Source organism: Oikeobacillus pervagus (genome assembly GCF_030813365.1).
Taxonomy (GTDB): Bacteria; Bacillota; Bacilli; order Bacillales; family DSM-23947; genus Oikeobacillus; species Oikeobacillus pervagus.
Window position 1 is genome coordinate 14,663 of record NZ_JAUSUC010000022.1, and the last position, 18,293, is coordinate 32,955.

General features: G+C 34.1%; 14 protein-coding genes and 3 pseudogenes. 5 read left to right on the forward strand and 12 right to left on the reverse strand.

Annotated features, from left to right (window positions below; all coding sequences use genetic code 11):
• Positions 1-20 precede the first annotated feature (20 nt).
• The 5 genes from J2S13_RS09710 to J2S13_RS09730 all read right to left on the reverse strand — a co-directional run bounded on the left by J2S13_RS09710 (position 21) and on the right by J2S13_RS09730 (position 4,406).
• Positions 21-236 carry a DUF6366 family protein gene (locus J2S13_RS09710; RefSeq protein WP_253426195.1) on the reverse strand — a complete coding sequence of 72 codons (216 nt, stop codon included), beginning with the start codon at positions 234-236 and terminating at the stop codon, positions 21-23.
• An 80-nt stretch (positions 237-316) separates the two neighbouring features.
• A complete protein-coding gene (locus J2S13_RS09715; protein WP_253426183.1) occupies positions 317-1,354 on the reverse strand; it encodes an IS1595 family transposase in 1,038 nt (345 codons plus the stop codon).
• Positions 1,355-1,680: 326 nt separating this feature from the next.
• Entirely contained in the window at positions 1,681-1,866 is a 186-nt protein-coding gene (locus J2S13_RS09720; RefSeq protein WP_110113995.1) for a hypothetical protein, read from the reverse strand.
• Between the two features lie 64 nt (positions 1,867-1,930).
• Positions 1,931-4,045, reverse strand: a complete 2,115-nt coding sequence (locus tag J2S13_RS09725; protein WP_307257556.1) for a heavy metal translocating P-type ATPase — start codon at positions 4,043-4,045, stop codon at positions 1,931-1,933.
• Positions 4,038-4,406, reverse strand: a complete 369-nt coding sequence (locus tag J2S13_RS09730) for an ArsR/SmtB family transcription factor (protein WP_110113993.1) — start codon at positions 4,404-4,406, stop codon at positions 4,038-4,040. Before J2S13_RS09730 ends, J2S13_RS09725 begins: the two co-directional genes overlap by 8 nt.
• Positions 4,407-4,600: 194 nt before the next feature.
• Here J2S13_RS09730 and J2S13_RS09735 point away from each other — a divergent pair, with 194 nt between their 5' ends.
• Positions 4,601-5,236 (forward strand): class I SAM-dependent methyltransferase, encoded by a 636-nt coding sequence (locus J2S13_RS09735; protein WP_307257557.1) that lies wholly within the window; start codon positions 4,601-4,603, stop codon positions 5,234-5,236.
• A gap of 378 nt (positions 5,237-5,614) precedes the next feature.
• Here J2S13_RS09735 and J2S13_RS09740 read toward each other — a convergent pair whose 3' ends face one another.
• A complete protein-coding gene (locus tag J2S13_RS09740) occupies positions 5,615-7,549 on the reverse strand; it encodes an AAA family ATPase (protein ID WP_307257558.1) in 1,935 nt (644 codons plus the stop codon).
• A 295-nt stretch (positions 7,550-7,844) separates the two neighbouring features.
• On the opposite strand from J2S13_RS09740, the gene J2S13_RS09745 reads away from it, so the two are divergent.
• Positions 7,845-9,377 (forward strand): Eco57I restriction-modification methylase domain-containing protein, encoded by a 1,533-nt coding sequence (locus J2S13_RS09745; protein WP_307257559.1) that lies wholly within the window; start codon positions 7,845-7,847, stop codon positions 9,375-9,377.
• 16 nt (positions 9,378-9,393) lie between these two features.
• Positions 9,394-10,335: a BsuBI/PstI family type II restriction endonuclease gene (locus tag J2S13_RS09750; protein WP_307257560.1), complete on the forward strand. Its 942-nt coding sequence runs from the start codon at positions 9,394-9,396 to the stop codon at positions 10,333-10,335.
• 144 nt (positions 10,336-10,479) lie between these two features.
• On the opposite strand, the gene J2S13_RS09755 is transcribed toward J2S13_RS09750, so the two are convergent.
• Positions 10,480-10,752 carry a CPCC family cysteine-rich protein gene (locus J2S13_RS09755; RefSeq protein ID WP_307257561.1) on the reverse strand — a complete coding sequence of 91 codons (273 nt, stop codon included), beginning with the start codon at positions 10,750-10,752 and terminating at the stop codon, positions 10,480-10,482.
• A gap of 67 nt (positions 10,753-10,819) precedes the next feature.
• Entirely contained in the window at positions 10,820-11,002 is a 183-nt protein-coding gene (locus J2S13_RS09760; RefSeq protein ID WP_307257562.1) for a hypothetical protein, read from the reverse strand.
• Positions 11,003-11,142: 140 nt separating this feature from the next.
• Between J2S13_RS09760 and J2S13_RS09765 the strand changes: the two genes are divergently transcribed.
• Both J2S13_RS09765 and J2S13_RS09770 read left to right on the forward strand, forming a co-directional pair.
• On the forward strand, positions 11,143-11,502 hold the full coding sequence (locus J2S13_RS09765; RefSeq protein WP_307257563.1) for a hypothetical protein: 360 nt from the start codon (positions 11,143-11,145) through the stop codon (positions 11,500-11,502).
• Positions 11,503-11,801: 299 nt separating this feature from the next.
• The gene (locus J2S13_RS09770) at positions 11,802-11,942 is read left to right on the forward strand and encodes a hypothetical protein (RefSeq protein WP_307257564.1); all 141 of its coding nucleotides are present in this window, start codon (positions 11,802-11,804) and stop codon (positions 11,940-11,942) included.
• Positions 11,943-12,148: 206 nt separating this feature from the next.
• Here the strand turns inward: J2S13_RS09770 and ligA are convergent, their stop codons facing one another.
• From ligA to J2S13_RS09790, 4 genes and pseudogenes are all read right to left on the reverse strand, one after another.
• Positions 12,149-14,140 carry an NAD-dependent DNA ligase LigA gene (ligA, locus tag J2S13_RS09775; RefSeq protein ID WP_307257565.1) on the reverse strand — a complete coding sequence of 664 codons (1,992 nt, stop codon included), beginning with the start codon at positions 14,138-14,140 and terminating at the stop codon, positions 12,149-12,151.
• Between the two features lie 188 nt (positions 14,141-14,328).
• Positions 14,329-14,748 (reverse strand): annotated as a pseudogene (locus J2S13_RS09780) (DNA ligase LigA-related protein); the annotation flags it as partial.
• Between the two features lie 34 nt (positions 14,749-14,782).
• A pseudogene (locus J2S13_RS09785) lies at positions 14,783-16,216 on the reverse strand (3'-5' exonuclease); the annotation flags it as partial.
• 111 nt (positions 16,217-16,327) lie between these two features.
• Positions 16,328-18,157: pseudogene (locus J2S13_RS09790) on the reverse strand (reverse transcriptase domain-containing protein).
• Between the last annotated feature and the right edge of the window lie 136 nt (positions 18,158-18,293).

Here is an 18,293-nt window from a genome sequence, read left to right on the forward strand (position 1 = left end):
CTTTCGTAGAAATTATGAAATTAATTGAAAAAGAATTTGTAAATACTGTAACCTACAAAAATAATTAATAAAAACAATATCAAACCGCCTATTTCTTTCCAAGTCATTCCACTGGTGTTAGGCATACCACTTTGAGTTTGATTAAAAGAATCATTAAATGTTCCAGTAGGATGATTTTTTTGTTCTTCTTGCTGTAATCTCTCTTGTTCTTTTATAAATTTATTGTGTTTAGACATTTCGCCACCTCCTATGTGTTCTTATATTAATTATACGGATGATTAATAATTTAGTTTCATTTGAATTGTTAATTTTTAAATTAACTAACTGCTCCGAAAGAAATGTTTGAATTTGTTTTATTAATCGGATGAATACAACTTTCCACAGCAAATTTTCGAATACTATGACTATCCGTTGAAAATGATAGTATGTCTAAGAAATTGAAGTACGCCAAATAGTGTTGCAGATACTTCGTCGCAACACCTTTAAACCGTAATATCCATTGTTTTAAACGCTGATGATAATTGTTTACATTTTGTATATGGTAAATCCCCTTAGTTCTTTCCAAACCTGTTTTAAAGCGATAGTGAGGTAAACCAATTTCAGTTGCGTAGGTTTTAAATGCTCTCCACGCATCAGTACAAAGAATATTTGTGTCGTTCAATTTTGGAGAAATTATACCCCCTAATTGGGATTTTTGAATACGACCACGACCAAGCACCCCAACGAAAGTATTTTTCGTTCGGTCACGAGCAACTAAAACACACACTTGTTCTTTACTAATCCCTCTATATTGAGAACTTCCTCCACGTTTACGAGGCTTACGTCCTTGAATGTGACGACTACCTTTCTCTGAAAACAGGAAATACGTTTCATCTATTTCCACAATCCCATTGAATACATTAATATCAATTTGAGCAAGAGCAGACAGTATTTTATGTCGCCAAAAGAATAGAGTTGTATGAGAAATATCTTTCATTCTTTTAGCAGACTCACGAAGGCTTAAACCTAACAGCATACATTCAATAAACTCTAACCAACGATTCGCCTTCTTTAAACGGTAAATAGGTGTTGCATTCGTTTCGGTAAATGTCTTTGTACATTCTTTACAACGATACCGTTGACGCTTAATTTTTCGCAATCCATTAGTTGCTTCAAATTTGCCAAAACGAATAACATTGTTGCTTTGACAATGAGAACACACTAAACCTTCCTTTGTTTTAGATTCATTTATTTCTTGGAAAACAGGTCTTGTATCGAACATAGGTGTTATCAAGTATTTAAGATGATTTAAGACACGTTCTTTATCGTGTGCAGATAATAATTGAATTTCACGAATAATATCAGAAACTTTCATATTAAGCACCCCCAAATTGATAATTACATTAATTATAACAAGTACATATGTTCTGGTCAAAAAACAACAGTTTCATTAAACAGAGCCTTTAACAAAGAAAAAGATGAATTTATAGAAGAACAGCGTTTCCAGGCGTTTGCATGTGCGGATACTTTACTTAGATTATTAGAGAGAAAATAAAAAGAACAAATCATGGTATAAAACACCTGTTTTAGCAGTTTAATTGATTATGAAATCATATCGAAATGGGCACGAAAAAAGGTAGTGGATACTAATCCACTACCTTTAGTTTTTTATGACTTCTCTCTCGTATTACTCAACAATTATTATCTATCCCATTCATCTCCGCAATCAGGACATTTCCATTTAACCGTCTGGTCCTTCAAAAGGTCGTATATGCCAATTTTTCTTGTGAAATGAGTCGCTCCATAGGATTCCTGTTGCTCTTTTGGTATTAGTTCCCCTTGTAGATTAGTATTACAGTGTGGGCAATTTTCCATATTATCCTTCATATAAACTACTCCTTAACTGATACGGAATAAGCGACTTTTCTGCAACTATTTTATCCCAAAAACGCTATTCCTTTACTCTTAATAGTCTTAAACTATTTAAGGTAACAATTAATGTTGCACCCATATCTGCAAAGATGGCTAACCATAATGTCAACCAGCCAGGAACAATAAGTACCAAAGCAAGTAACTTAATGCCTAATGAAAACGTAATGTTTTGCTTGATGATTGCCAAGGCTTTTCGACTAAGTTTAATTGTATATGGAAGTTTACTTAAATCATCAGACATTAAAGCAATATCCGCTGTCTCTAATGCAGTATCCGTTCCAGCTCCACCCATTGCTATACCCACTGTTGCAGATGCAAGGGCAGGGGCATCATTTACTCCGTCTCCGACCATTGCTACTTTATCATATTTGTCACGAAGCTGTTTAATATAAGCTAACTTATCTTCTGGTAATAGTTCAGCCTGTATTTCCATAACACCAACTTCTTTACCGATTGCTTTGGCTGTTCCTTCATTATCTCCTGTAAGCATGACAGTCTTTTCAATACCGATTTGATGAAGTTTACGAATTGCCTCTATAGAACTCTCCCTTACTTCATCTGCCACTGCAATAAGAGACATAATTTCTTTAGAAGTTCCTAAGACCATTACTGTTTTTCCTTGTTCTTGCAGATTAGTTATTCGTTGTTTAATATTCTCTTCTACACTATATAATTCCTCGAACAAATTTGGGCTACCGACATAATAAGTTGTTCCATCGACATCTGCTTTTACACCTTTTCCTGTAATCGACTGGAAATTCTCAACATTTACATCTTTGTAAGGTAGATTATCGGCATCGGCTTTTCTGATTATGGCTGAAGCTAACGGATGCTGTGACCCTTTTTCAATTGCAGATGTAATCGTCATTATTTTTTGTTCTTCATCATTGAAAGGGACTATATCTGTAACAGAAGGAAGACCTTTTGTAAGTGTTCCAGTTTTATCAAATGCAATAACTTTTAATGCCCCTGTTTCTTCTAAGTGAATTCCGCCTTTAATCAAAACACCATTTTTTGCTCCATTTCCTATGGCTGTTACAATGGATACTGGTGTTGAAATGACCAACGCACATGGACAACCTACAACAAGAACTGCCAAACCTCTATATATCCACTCTTGCCAATCACCGTTTAAGAGTAGGGGAGGAACTACTGCCAGTAATAGGGCAATAATAATAATTCCTGGTGTATAATACTTTGCAAATTTGTCTACAAACGCCTGGGATGGGGCTTTTTCCGCTTGTGCTTCCTCCACCATATGAATGATTTTAGAAAGAGTGGTATCCTCAACACGTTTCGTGACTTTTACTTCTAATAATCCTTCTTCATTTAACGTACCAGCATATACCTCTTCATTGACTTTTTTTACGACTGGTACAGATTCACCCGTAATGGCCGCTTGATTGATAGTAGATGTTCCTTTAACAACAATCCCATCCATTGCAAGTTTCTGACCTGGTTTTACTATCATTATGTCGTCAATTTGAATGTCATCAACTTGAACCATAATCTCTTTATTTCCTCTGCGAATAAGAGCTTCTTTTGGTGCAATATCCATTAGGGATTGAATAGAATTACGAGCTTTATCCATTGAATATCTTTCTAATGCTTCACTTATTGCAAACAGGATAACTACAGTTGCTCCTTCGCCCCATTCTCCAATAGCTGATGCTCCTAATATGGCTACAGTCATCAAGGTATTCATATCAAACTTTAAACGTATTAGATTTTTAAGTCCTTTGATAAATAGGGAATAGCCACCAATCAAAATAGAAAGTGCATAACCTATAGTCGGAAGAAGGCTTTCCTCACCATATTGTTTTGTCATCAACCAACTAATCAAAAGTAGGAATGCTGAGATATACACTTTTATGTTTTCTTTTTGCTTCCAAAATGGTTCTTGCTTAACGAGTTGTTCTCTTTCATTTCTTATCTTTAAATTTTCAAATGCCCCTGCTTTTTCTAACTCTTCAATAGTTGTATTTCCAATAACTTCAACTTTTGATGCACCAAAATTTACTTTTGCATCTTGAACTCCTTCAAGTGCTTTGACGTTGTTTTCAAATATTGATGCACAATTTGCACAAGTAAAACCTTGTACTCTATACGTTTTCGTTTGTTGTTGTTCAGACATGTGTCTTCACCTCCTGATTATGCTCCAAAGCAATAAGGATTAACTGTTTAATATGGTCATCGTCTAATGAATAAAAAGCCAATTTTCCTTCTTTTCGATGCTTTAATATAGCAAGTTTATGAAGGGTACGAAGATGGTGGGATGCTGTTGCTATAGATGTACCTAAGATATTGGCAATATCACAAACACACAGTTCATCTTCTCGGCAAAGAGCATACGCAATCTTAGTACGATTTTCATCACCAATTACTTTAAATACTTTGGATATATTACTGATATCTGCCTTCTCGATTTCCTCTTGAACTCGATTCACTTTCTCTTCATCGTAACAATAAATTTCACATGTATCCTTTTTACTCACATTCATTTCCCCTTTCTCATTCAAATGTATATTTGAATATATTATAACTCTAACCCTTTTATTATTCAAATGTAAATTTGAATGAAGTGTAAAAAATTAATCTTCTTTTATGAAAATTCCACAAAATAAAGGATTTTATTAGTATCCCAAAGAATACAGATACTCAGTAAAGTTGTTAGGTGAGGAGTCCTAAAATGAATAGCTCATGGAATCAAATTATCTATAAGGTATGGTCGCCATTTTATGACCAATTTTTCAATAAAGGAATTTTTTTGAAAGCAAGAAGAGAGGTATTTAAGGATTTAGAATGGGTTCAGGGTGAAAGGGTACTCTTAGTAGGTTGTGGTACAGGTGCAGATTTAGAGTATGTCCCACATAATGATATCGACATAACAGCCATTGATTTTTCCAGTGACATGCTGGATAAAGCAAGAGAAAAGTTTCATCATACAGATATTACATTCATGCAAATGGATGCACAGGATTTAACATTACCCGATGAATCTTTTGACATTGTAATAGCAAGTTTACTTCTTTCTGTTGTCCCAAATCCTCATAAGTGTATGGAAGAGATGATTAGAGTAACGAAACCTAAAGGGAGAATATTGATATTTGATAAATTCGTTCCTGAGAACCAAGAACTATCTCTTTTCAAAAGGGGAATAAGACCGCTTATCTCCTTGTTGGGTACAGATATTGGATTGAGATTTGAACAAGTGGCTAACCCATTTTCTAAGCAATTATCCATACAAACGGATTCACCTATTATGCTAAATGGTATGTACAGAAAGATTATTGGAATTAAGACCCAGTATAATGAAGTTAATTAGGAAGTTCGATTACTTTTCTTTCAAATAAAAAGAAAGAGCAGGATACTCCTGCTCTTCTCATTATCATTAAATCTAATGACGAGGGCCCCAAAGCATGATGGAATCCCCGATTAATAACTTTCTTATCGATGTTTTCAAGGGGGAATTGCCTTATTATGCTGTAGTACATTCACAGGATTGGCAATTAGATTAACTAATGCTCAGAATTAATGATAAATAAACGCAAAGTACCAATAGAACATAATCAATCTTATGTTTCAGACGTTTTTTATCAAAGCCATTATCCCACGAGATAGAAAGAATAATAAACACTCCAATAATTTCAGTAATTCCTACAAGAATAAATATAATTATCCTATTATTTATTCAATAATTGACTTATTTACCTACTATAGAGTCAATTATTTCGCCTAAATGACTTATCACTTCATTCATTTTAGAACTAACAAGAACTGAATAATCTAATTGGTTGATAAAGTATCCTATCGGGTCACTTTGATTATTCCAATCATCTATAAGTCTTTTTCTTAATTCCTTGAATTCAACATCTGCACTATAGTATTTATCTAAAATAAGCTCGATAATCTCTTCTGGCTTATCTAAATTAGAGAACATTATTTTAGGCTTATAGTTACTCCTAAAGGTTTTCTTATTTATAATTCCTTTTCCTTGCCTTAGACTACATAATACCTCTTCATATTTTTGAAAATATGTATCATGTAAAAGAGAGGATTCCTTTTCGTTAAACCCAAATACATGTTCCAATAATATAGGAGCTAAAAAATAGGATTCTATTGCATATTCTGATAAGATTTTAAACTGTTCTTCATTTATATTCAGACCATTTGCTTTTCCTTTTTCCATTAAATCCTTTTTTCTGTCTTCGATATACTCTCCATCCGAATCAGTAATTACCCAATAAGGAGCTTTCACAGCATCCTTATGCAATATTTGAGCGTTAGCGTAAAAACTCATTTTATCAAAGCCATCAGTCTGAATCATATCAATGTACTTTTCAGTAAAGTCCGTCTCCAAACCTTTTTGTTTTGCAATTTTATTGATAAGGAGACTAAACAATCGAGCATCATCTTTACCCTCTACAAATATAACAGCCTGTTTGTTTAATATATCGGATATTTGCACACCTAACTCTTGTATGATATTTTCTACTGACGCTTCTACCAATAAAGTGACTCCCTTATCCTTATTAACGCAATGTATGTTTCCTTTATCAATCTTACTTATGATTATTGGCGAATGAGTAGTTAAAATGATTTGATTTTTTTCACTGATTTTTAGCAATGTACTAATCATTTTTCTTTGTAATGAGGGGTGCAAATAAACTTCGGGTTCTTCTATCAATAAAATAAAGTCGTCATCTTTCTTAAGTTTTATATAAGTCTGTAAAATGGACAATATCATCATACTTTGTAAACCAGTTCCGCAAGAGAGAATATCTATCTCTCTACCTGGTACATCCTTATCCTCTAAAACTGTCTTATATTTAAAATCAAATTTGAAAGAGTTATCAATCTTAACTTTTACAGATAAAGAATCAGTATTAATAGCATTTTGAAAATTCTTCGTTAAATCTTCCGATAGGTATTTACATTTTTCTTCTTCTTTTTTGGATATCAGTGTCTTTATTTCTCCATATGATAGCTTACCATCTATTTTAGGCATTTCTATGTAATCCTCAGAATCATTTTCGCTTTGAAGTAAAGATATTAGTTCTTTTAAATTGGATTTTGTACCTGCTGTAGTTTCTTTGTCTGGTGTTCTTATTGCAGAAATGACTTTAATAGGTGGTAAAAATTTAAATAAATCAGATTTAGCGATGTTAGTATTTTCATTTATCTTATAAGTTGCTTTTCCTTTTTTTGAATATGAAAAAGTAACTGTAATTGTGCATTTATTCGGGTAATCAATATTATACTTTTCATTTACTTCTTTGAATTTCCTATCTCTATCACTCTTTAATTTTTCTAATTGTTTCTTTGCAAACTCACTATCTTCAATTCGCTCTTTTATTTTTAAATTTGTTTTTGCAACCATAGTTTTATACCCAAAGCATCTTTCAATATCGTAATCAGAAATGTCATCAAAGATAATTGTCACTTCAATGTCTTCATCAGTTCCTAAATGGAAATTATCTGCCTCAATAGCCTTTTCTCCATAAAAGCATTGAATAGCATCTAAAATTGTTGATTTCCCAAAGTTATTTTTGCCAACGATTGCTGTCAATGAGTCTATATGAATCCTTAAATAATTAACTGATTTATAATTCTTTATTTCTAAATAGCTCAGCCTCATTTAAAACACTCCTTCAAAACTCAATTTCTTAGTAGTATTGTAACATATTTCCTTCTATTTCACTTTTTCTCTCAAACTCCTTATCACTATAAAAAAGAAACAAGACCTCCAATCTCATTTCTCTTTTTGAAATTCATTTTATACATTATTAGGAGTTACCATTTACTGACCGTCAGCAGAAGGTTGTCCCACTTGCTTTTGGAATTTTGAAGCAATCGTAAGTTCTTTTAACTGCATGTTTTTTCTATGTTAAAATAAGAAGATGTTAGATTATGAATCATTTTGAGGTGCAGTTATGTTAGTTAATCAAATTTATGATAAAACCATCGACTATGGAAAAAGAGTAGGAAAGAACATCCGAAAGAAAATCGGACAGTTCTTCACTCCCCCTTCGATTGCAAACTTTATGGCAAGTTTGATGGATTACAATCAATCAAGTATCCGAATTTTAGATACAGGGGCAGGAACGGGAATACTTGCTGGTGGATTATGTCAAAGGATTTTGGAGCATAACACCATTACGCATATACACATTGACTTATACGAAAATGATGAAAATGTTCTCCCTCTCCTAAGAGAGAATATGGAACTTATTCGTACAGTTTTGGAGCAGAATGGAAAGACCGTTATTTATACCATTTATGACCAGAATTTCATTTTAAGTAATGACGACTTCTGGAATGGTAGAGAAGAGAAATCAGAAGAAGAATTATACGATGTCATAATCAGTAATCCTCCATATAAAAAAATTGCCAAAGCCGAACCTGAATCAGTTGTTATGAGTTCAATTGTACATGGTCAACCCAACATATATTTCTTGTTTATGGCAATGGCCGCAAAATTATTAAAACCTAATGGAGAGATGATTTTTATAACTCCACGTAGTTTTACCTCTGGTCTATATTTTCGGAAGTTTCGTGAGTATTTCTTAAATACCGTTCGGCTAACCAATATTCACCTTTTCCATTCCAGATTAGATGTATTTGAAGGAGATAAGGTACTTCAGGAAGCGATTGTATTAAGAGCTATTAAAACCACAGAAGTAACTGATATGATTACTATTTCTGCCTCTGAAAATATGTATATGGAAGAGAATTTTATCCAACAAGTGCCTTATGGCACTGTCGTAGATATGGATTCGGACAACTTGTTTATGCTTATTCCATCAACAATAGAAGAGATTGAATTACTAACCCTTGTTCATTCTTGGGAATATAATTTGATATCATTAGGATTTCGTTTAAAAACTGGGCCAGTTGTTGATTTTCGAGCATTAGATTTAATCAAAGAAGTGCCAGAAGAAAATACAGTTCCACTTTTATGGGCGAATCACTTTATTAATAATAGAATTTCTTTTCCTGTTCCAGTATCAAAGAATCCACAATATATAGTGGATACAGAAGAAAGTCAAAGCGTATTATTGGATAGCAAAAACTATTTATTGGTTAAGCGATTTACAAGTAAAGAAGAACGAAGAAGAGTACAGTGTTCCCTCTATTTTGCTGATGATTTTGTAAATGCAAAGGTTGGAATTGAGAACCATTTAAACTATATTACGAAGTTAGAAGGAGAAATGATAAAAGAAGAAATGTATGGATTATTTGTTCTTTTTAATAGTTCATATATTGATACGTACTATCGAATATTAAATGGCAGTACCCAAGTAAATGCTACTGAAGTAAATGCTATCCCTCTTCCTTCCTTAAATGATATTAAAAGAATGGGTAAAAGAATATTGGAAACAAACTCCATTACAACAGAAACTTGTGATACGATTATAGAAGAAATGTTTTTAGTCAACACAAGACAGGGAAGAAACGCAGGATAAAAAGGGAGTTTTTACAATGGGAAAGCTACAAGAAGCTAAAGACATATTAAAACAATTAGGTATGCCACCAAAACAATACAACGATAGAAGTGGATATGTATTTTTGGCATTGGCTGGAGTAAAAGAAGAGGACAGTTGGGCTGATGCCTCTATTAATTCCTTACGGATTGTAGATATGATGGAGTTTATGGCAAAGCATTACGGAAAAATATACAAACCTAATAGCCGAGAAACGATTAGAAAAGAGAGTATCCATCAATTTGTAGACGGTGCGATTGCAGTTTCAAATGATGATGATGACGAAAGGGCTACTAATAGTCCGAAGTATTCTTATCGTTTAGCTGATGAAACTTTGGAAGTCATTCAAGCATATGGAACGGTTGAGTGGGAAGAAAAGTTGGGTGAATGGTTAGAGAACCATGAAACCTTAGTAAAGAAATATACACAAGTTCGAGAAATTGCCATGATTCCTGTAAAAGTTAATGAAACGGAATTACACTTCAGCCCAGGAAAACACAATGAATTGCAAAAAGCGATAATCGAAGAATTTGCTCCAAGATTTGCCAAAGGTGCAGAAGTTTTATACGTAGGTGATACAAAGAAGAAAGACCTGATAAAAAATCGTAAGAAGTTGCAAGAGTTGGGCGTTCTTATTACCGACCACGATAAACTTCCTGATGTGGTTCTTTATGTAGCCGAGAAGAACTGGCTTTATTTTATAGAAGCGGTCACTTCTGTGGGACCAATTTCAATGAAGCGAATTAATGAAATCCAAGACATGTTAGAAAACTGCAACTGTGGAATTGTTTATGTTACTGCCTTTTTAGATATGTCTTCTAAAAATGGATTCAAAAAATTTATCGACCAAATAGCTTGGGAGACAGAAGTTTGGGTAGCAGATGCTCCTGACCACCTGATTCATTTAAATGGAGATAGATTTTTTGGTCCTCGTAGTTAATCAACCGTAAGAGGCTTTTTCTTTTCATAACTATATTATCTAATAACTTTAATGTGATTTTTTAAAACCCCCCTATTACCAATTATTCTTGTCCTCTTGGGACAATATGTAGTTGAAAGAGTAGGTAATCTCTAAATGATTAGCCTACTCTTTTTTATTTTTAAATGGTTTCCATTTTGGGTCTCTTATATCTTTTTCATTTGGTTTGCGAACAACCTTTAAAAATGCTTTTTCACATGCACCAAATTCAGCAAAATTTGATTGGGCTTGGCGAAGTGTTACATTACCATTAGCTCCACCTACAAATTCAGGTTCAGTTCTGGATATAGGCTCGTCTTGCCAATTGCAGATACTGCAGATATCGTGAATTTCACTATCAAGGGAAATATAACCACAACAAGGGCAAGTATATTTCATAATACACCACCATATTGATTTCTAAGTAGGGAATAAAGGTAAAAAGTTGGTCGGTTCTTTTATGGATTTATTTAGAAATAAACCTCTTAATCTCTTCTTTTGTTAATTCCTGTGGAGCAATGTCTCTTGCTTTGCAATACTCATACAGTGCTCGAACTTTTACTCTTACTGACTTAGGGTAGCAGAATATCCCATTTGGAAAAGCGTCATCAAACCGTTTCATTTCTTCAATCATTTTTTCACTCGGCATTTTCTCACTCACCTTTCTTATATAATAACACCAATTATTATATTTTTAACCAGAAAAGGTTTAGGCAGAAAGAGGAGAGTTTATCTTCTTGCCGAATACTTTTTATTGGAGGTATGGATAGTAACGAAAGGAAGAAATGTATGGAAGAGGTCTCATTTGAAGATTTTACTAAAGAACTAAAGAAGGAATACGAATATCAAAAGAATGGTGGGACAAGTTACAGATTATCTTCATCTTCTCTTGCATTGGTCACAGCAATTGAAACCAATAGTGTAAAAGCGTTTTTAGATAAAGATGTTGCTAAACAAACCGTATCCTATTTATTGCCGACCATTTCTAATGAAAAAGTAGAGGATGTAGCAAAACTTTTGAATATGATTGCAAAAGACATGCATCGAAAAAAGAATCTTCCGAAAGAAGTACAAGAATATGTACAACGAAAGCGTGAAAAACAAAAGCCTTTGTCATTAAAAAATCATAAGAGTAATAACAGTAGGTAAGTCTATATATAGGAATAAGATGGTTAATATACTGGAAATTTAATCCTTGTTATTGTAATCTAAAAGGGGACAATGATACTGGACATTTATCATTAGTCCATTTAAACGAACTTTAAAAGTTTGGTTCATTGAAAAAATTGGATTGTTTACGAGAACTACCAGGAAGACCACCTTTTTGCCTTTTGAGGAGCTTGGGGTGGTTTTTCCCTTTTCTAATTTCTAATCTTTACACTTAAGTATATGTAAAAGTTGATTTAGGAAATGAATTGAAGAAAATACATTTATAACGAGGTGTTCCAATGTCTTTAAAACGGAAGCCAAAAAATCCTATAGTTAATCCCAATAGAAGACCGATGTCTGTCTCACATGAATCTGATTTGGATAAAGTACGAAAAATGAATGAAAAAGCTCTTAGACTTCTTGCGAAATTAGGGTATTAAAGGGGAATTAAAATAATGGATAAAAAGAAATTTATAGTGAAATCAAGAGTGTATTGTCCTCTTCCCACTCCTTCTCCAATGACTATAAAACGAGAAAAAGAAATAACTGAGCTTCTTCGGAGATAGTTCTTTATTTATGTATAGAGACTATTAAATAACGAAATAGAGAGCGAAATAGGTTCGCTCTCTATTTTATTTACTATTTTTTATTTCAACATATCCATGAATTCTTCTTCATTAATTATCCTAACCCCTAAATCTTGAGCCTTTGTTAATTTACTTCCTGCCTCTTCTCCAGCTAAAACGTATGATGTTTTTTTAGACACACTACCTGAAACCTTACCACCGTACATTTGAATCATTTTAGTTGCTTCATCTCTTTTTAAAGTTGGAAGTGTCCCTGTAATTACAAATGTTTTACCTGAAAATCTATCGTCACTACTAATTTCTGAGGATTTCGATTTTACATTTACACCTGCTGATTTTAATTTAGCGATAAGTTGATGATTCTTTTCTTGATTAAAAAAGTTTAAAATACTTTTCGCTACTATATCCCCAAAATCAGGCAATGCTATTAATTGTTCATAAGTAGCATTGCTTACTGCATCAATATCGGGAAAATTCATAGCCAATACTCTTGCAGTTTGTTTACCTACATTTTTTATTCCAAGTCCTGTTATTAGCTTTTCTAAATCATTTTCTTTTGACTTTTCAATAGCTTTTAAAAGATTATCTGTTGATTTTTTTCTTCCAACTACACCTTTTTCTATTAGTTCATCACGATACTGTTCAAGGTAATAGATATCTCCAATATCTTTGATAAAGCCTTCTGAAATAAGTGATTCAACAGAACTCGGTCCAAGTCCTTCTATGTCCATTGCACCTTTCGATGCAAAATATACTATACCACCGAGTTGTTGTGCAGGACACTCTGTATTGATACAACGTGTATCAGCCACATTTTCATCTCTTACAGTAGGTGAATTACATATAGGACAATTTGTTGGTATGGTGTATTTCATGGCATTAGCTGGTCTCTTCTCAGGTATGCTTTTTATAACTTCTGGAATAATATCACCAGCTTTTTGAATAACTACTGTATCACCAATTTGAATATCTTTTAAATTAATAAAATCTTGATTGTGTAGAGTTGCTTTTGAAACGTCTGTTCCAGCTAATTTTACTGGCTCTAAAATTGCTAAAGGAGTTAATCTACCCGTACGACCTACCTGTATCTTAATATCTTTGATAACTGTTTCTTTTTGTTCTGGAGGATACTTATAAGCAATAGCCCATCTCGGAACTTTACTTGTACTTCCTAATACTCTTCTATCGCTTAAATTATCAACTTTAATAACTGCACCATCTATTCCAAAAGGTAATTTGTTTCTTTCTTCACCAATTGATGATACTGCTTCCCATACTTCATCTGCTGTAGAGCAAATTTTATAATTAGGTATAACCGTAAAACCTTGTGTTTTCAGCCATTCTAAAGTTTCACTATGAGATGTAAAATCTTTACCTTCTGAAATTTCAAGATTAAAGACAAACATATCAAGATTACGTTCCCTAACTATACGTGAATCTAACTGTCTTAATGTTCCTGACGCTAAATTTCTTGCTGTTTTATACTTCTTACCGCCTTTATTTTTTTCTCTTTCCAATACCATTTCAAAAGACTTATTGGACATGTAAACTTCCCCACGAACCTCTAAATATGGTAGTTCTGTTGGGATACTTTTGGGTATAGTCTTGATTTCTAATACGTTCTCGTAAACCGACTCCCCAACCTCACCATTACCTCTGGTTATACCTTCAGTTAATTTTCCGTTGTGATATCTAAGCATGACAGTTAAGCCATCGATTTTCATTTCTACTACAAATTTAGGATTAGTAATTTGAGACTTCACCTTGTTTACAAAATCATATATTTCTTCTTTTGAAAATGCATCCTGAAGACTTATTACTGGCACATCATGGGGTACTTTCCTTAGTTCACGTTTAACTGTTCCTCCTACTTTTTGAGTAGGGGAATCTGAAGTGATATACTCTGGATGTTCATTTTCTAATGTTTTTAATTCCTGCACAAGCTGGTCATATTCATAATCAGTAATTTCAGGTTGTTCTTTATCATAATACAAATCATTATGGTACTTTATTAGGTTACGTAGCTCTTCAATTCTTTCTTTTATATTCATGCTACTTTACCTCCAACTTGTTTAAGCACTATAGGATTTATTCTATTCATGTTGAAAATACGTTCATAGTTACCGCTACCCGCTACGGGACTACATCCTCCTACTTGTCTAATTATTAATGGTTGTAATTTACTCCTATTGTAAGGAATATCCCATACTAAATTAGACAAATTATATTTTCCTGATAACACTCCATCTCCACGAGTGGCTCCCTGAACGAATACACCCTCTTCATATCGAAGGGATACAGCCAGTCCATCGATTTTCAATTCACAAATATATGTGAAATCTTCCTGCAACCCCTGACGGACACGACGATCAAAATCCCTAAGGTCTTCCTCATTGAAAGCATTGCTTAAGCTTAACATTGGAATCCGATGTTCGACTTTTGTGAATGATTGTAAAACCTCTCCTCCAACACGCTGAGTAGGCGAATCTGGTGTGATGAATGAAGGAAATTTTTCCTCCATTTTGATTAGTTCTTGCATTAATCGGTCATATTCTGCATCTGGGACAGAAGGGTTGTCTAGAACATAATATTCATAGTTATATTGATTTAATAATTGATGCAGTTTTTGTACTTGTTTTTCTGCAGTTTGTTGATCCATATCGACAGCCCTTTCTTTCAATAATCCAAACTGATTACTTCTTTTCAATTGGCGCAAACTTGGCTAGAAGCCGTTTGATTCCAACAGGACTTGGAAAGGCAATATCTAGTTCCATTCCTTCACCATGACCTTTCACACTGACAACTGTACCCGTTCCCCATTTTTTATGCGAAGCTCGATCTCCCACTTTCCAATCTTCTTTTTCCCCACCAGTCGAGGTCGGTTGTGGGCGCATGACCGGACCACGGATTGGCTTGCTTGATTTAAATGAAGTTGGTACTCTTTTTTCGATGATATGTGTGTTGATTAAATCATTAGGAATTTCACCAATAAATCGTGATACAGGATTCAGATTGGTTCGCCCATATAATGTTCTCATCTGAGCGTTCGTTAAAAATAATTCTTCTTCTGCCCGAGTAATTCCTACGTATACGAGACGTCTTTCCTCTTCCATCTCTTCCTCATCCATCAATGAGCGGCTATGTGGGAAGACCCCTTCCTCCATTCCGATTAAAAATACAACAGGAAACTCGAGTCCTTTTGCAGAGTGGAGAGTCATTAGAACAACTGAATCTTTTGGATCTTCATCTTTGTCTAGTTGGTCAATATCTGCCACTAATGCAAGATCGGTTAAAAAGGCGACTAAACTTTTATCTTCACTACTATCTTCAAAGTTCTTGGTAACAGATAGAAATTCCTCAATGTTTTCCAGACGGCTTTGTGATTCTATTGTTTTCTCCGCTTTTAACATTTCTCGATATCCTGACTTATCAAGGACTTCTTCGACTAATTCTGTAACAGATAAATATTCTTGCATTTGTGTGTAATTTTTGATGAGATCTTTAAATTGTATAGCAGACTTTGTAATTTTCGGACTTAATCCGATAAAATCGGCTTCCTCTAATGCTCTATAGATGGAAATATCATTATCTTGTGCATACCGAGCCATTTTGTCAAACGAAGTGGCACCTATTCCACGTTTCGGTACATTAATGATCCGCTGCAAACTGATATCGTCGTCTGGGTTTGCAATTAAGCGCAAATAAGCTAATAAGTCTTTAATTTCTTTTCGATCATAGAACTTAATTCCGCCGACAATGGAATAGTCAATATTCGATTTGAGCAGTACTTCCTCCATAACACGTGATTGGGCATTAGTTCTGTATAGTATGGCAATTTCGGAATATTTTCTTTTGCCACTATCTGTCATCTCTTTAATTTTTCCGGCAACAAACTGGGCCTCAGACTGCTCATTATTGGCATGATAATACGTAATATGTTGACCTTCCTCATTATCTGTCCAGAGTTTCTTCGGTTTCCGATTGAAGTTATTTTGAATAACTTCATTCGCCGCCCGTAAAATCGTTTTCGTTGAGCGGTAATTTTGTTCGAGTAAAATAACATTTGCTTGTGGATAATCTTTTTCAAACGACAAAATATTCGCAATATCCGCCCCACGCCAGCGATAGTAGGGTAAGCACCCAGCGCCTTACTGTATTTCGACAGTAGGTTTCTAAGCACTCCCCTCCGAACCGTACGTACTCCTCTCAGAGTATACGGCTCTCCACTTACATCCTATTTATCCTCTGTGAATTTTAATGTGGCATTCTTGGCATACAATCAGTGTTTTACGTCGTTTACCAATCATTACTTTTTCTCATCGTTCTTTCCCTTTTAAATTCTTCATTTTATTCAAATGATGAACTTCATATTTTAACGATGGGTCGTTTTGTCCACATAATTCACATTCTTTAGCTTTTAAACGTTTTTCCATTTCAGTCGTATTCTGATATTTGTGCCAGTTTGGTATCACATCTACATCAGCTTTACCTGCTGATTCTTTTGTGACAAGAGGGTCCTTAAAGAAGTAAGCTATTTTCTTTGCCTTTTTGGTTTCATAAGGAATGCCCCAGTATTTACCATCTCTATATTTTTCTTTTACTTTTCCTATGCTTGTTTTAAATTTGCCTGCCAATGTTTTTAAACAGCTATATTCCATGACGTATCGTAGTTGCCACATTTTATGTGTTACGTTAAGAGCGAGACTATAGTAATTATATAACCCACGAAGTTCCGAGTTATAGGATTCAACTATTTCTAATGGAGTTAGTTTAAGTAATGGTGGTCTATGGAGTATTTTCCATTCCTTTGCATTAATATCTTTAACCATTTTATGTTCCGTGATCACTTTCTCAATCGTTCCAGAAGGGACGAAAAATGTGATATTGCCACGGTACATTCTTTTGGTTTTTCCATTTTTGTCTCTTTTTGTATCATGGTTCCTATTCACAGTAATTTCATAACTAAGAAATCTTGCTCTATTTTTACTATTCGTAATGAGTGTCTTTTCCTCTGATAGTTCTAGCTTGAGATGTTCCTTTAGAAATCGACTCATTAATTCTTTAAGCGATTCACAGTCTTCTTTACTACCATGTACTCCTAAAATGAAATCATCTGCATATCTAACATACGATATACTTTTGAATCCTTCATTTTTAGAATCGTAGTAAGGAAGCTTTAACATGTAGTTTCTAATTTCCTTACGTGTTTTTATCATTTCTTCCCTTTTATCAGGTTCCGTTTCTAGGTCAATTTTCTTCCCTAGCCTCCGGACCCTTGCTTCATTTGTGCGATATTCAGTATTTCTATTTCGACTTTTGGGTTTGCCAATTTGAAACTCACTTCTAAGTGTATTCATAACGAATTTATCGAACTCATTCATGTATATATTGGCTAGAATGGGGCTTATGATACCTCCTTGGGGGGTACCGCTGTACGTTTTATGGAATCGCCAATCTTCTAAGTAACCTGCCCTTAGAAACTTCCAAATGAGTCTGATGAATTTCTCATCCTTAATTCGTTTTCTTAATACATTGATTAGTGTGTGATGATCAATATTGTCAAAAAAACCTTTAATATCGCCTTCAATGAACCAGTTGACCCCTGTAAAAGTTTGTTTAATTTGTATGAGTGCTGTATGACAACTTTTGTCAGGTCTGAAACCATGCGAACACTCTAGGAAATTAGGCTCATATATCGCTTCAAGTAGCATTCGGCAAATTTCTTGTACGATTCTATCCGTGAATGTAGGAATACCTAGTGGTCTTTTACTACCATTTTTCTTTTTACTACCATTTTTCTTTGGAATATAAGTGCGTCTTGCTGGTTTTGGCTGATAGCTTTCATCTCTCAGACTTTCAATAATTCGTTCGATTCTTTCGTCTCCAAAACCATCCGCTGTTTCACTTGTTACACCCATTGTTGCACTACCATCATTATCATAGATTTTTGCATAGGCTTTATAATAGAAATTTGCATTATAGAGATTTCTGTACAAACGATCAAAAATGAAATTTTCGTCTTTCGCTTGTTTGGATAAATTGTATAAGACATTTTCAGAACTTTGCATAGAGCATTTCGCTCCTTTCTTCTTTGTTCATACAATGTAAGTTGCTTCCCTTCGCCATGTACTAGGCTTTCCCCAGCTCGGACTACTATGGAAGCTCCGTTACCATATTGGATATTCAGCGTCATCTTCCTTGTCT

Bases quoted from the DNA above. Each gene is read 5' to 3' on its own strand.
- J2S13_RS09710 (WP_253426195.1), bottom strand. From the start codon at position 236: ATGTCTAAACACAATAAATTTATAAAAGAACAAGAGAGATTACAGCAA.
- J2S13_RS09715 (WP_253426183.1), bottom strand. From the start codon at position 1,354: ATGAAAGTTTCTGATATTATTCGTGAAATTCAATTATTATCTGCACAC.
- J2S13_RS09720 (WP_110113995.1), bottom strand. From the start codon at position 1,866: ATGAAGGATAATATGGAAAATTGCCCACACTGTAATACTAATCTACAA.
- J2S13_RS09725 (WP_307257556.1), bottom strand. From the start codon at position 4,045: ATGTCTGAACAACAACAAACGAAAACGTATAGAGTACAAGGTTTTACT.
- J2S13_RS09735 (WP_307257557.1), top strand. From the start codon at position 4,601: ATGAATAGCTCATGGAATCAAATTATCTATAAGGTATGGTCGCCATTT.
- J2S13_RS09740 (WP_307257558.1), bottom strand. From the start codon at position 7,549: ATGAGGCTGAGCTATTTAGAAATAAAGAATTATAAATCAGTTAATTAT.
- J2S13_RS09745 (WP_307257559.1), top strand. From the start codon at position 7,845: ATGTTAGTTAATCAAATTTATGATAAAACCATCGACTATGGAAAAAGA.
- J2S13_RS09750 (WP_307257560.1), top strand. From the start codon at position 9,394: ATGGGAAAGCTACAAGAAGCTAAAGACATATTAAAACAATTAGGTATG.
- J2S13_RS09755 (WP_307257561.1), bottom strand. From the start codon at position 10,752: ATGAAATATACTTGCCCTTGTTGTGGTTATATTTCCCTTGATAGTGAA.
- J2S13_RS09760 (WP_307257562.1), bottom strand. From the start codon at position 11,002: ATGCCGAGTGAAAAAATGATTGAAGAAATGAAACGGTTTGATGACGCT.
- J2S13_RS09765 (WP_307257563.1), top strand. From the start codon at position 11,143: ATGGAAGAGGTCTCATTTGAAGATTTTACTAAAGAACTAAAGAAGGAA.
- J2S13_RS09770 (WP_307257564.1), top strand. From the start codon at position 11,802: ATGTCTTTAAAACGGAAGCCAAAAAATCCTATAGTTAATCCCAATAGA.
- ligA (WP_307257565.1), bottom strand. From the start codon at position 14,140: ATGAATATAAAAGAAAGAATTGAAGAGCTACGTAACCTAATAAAGTAC.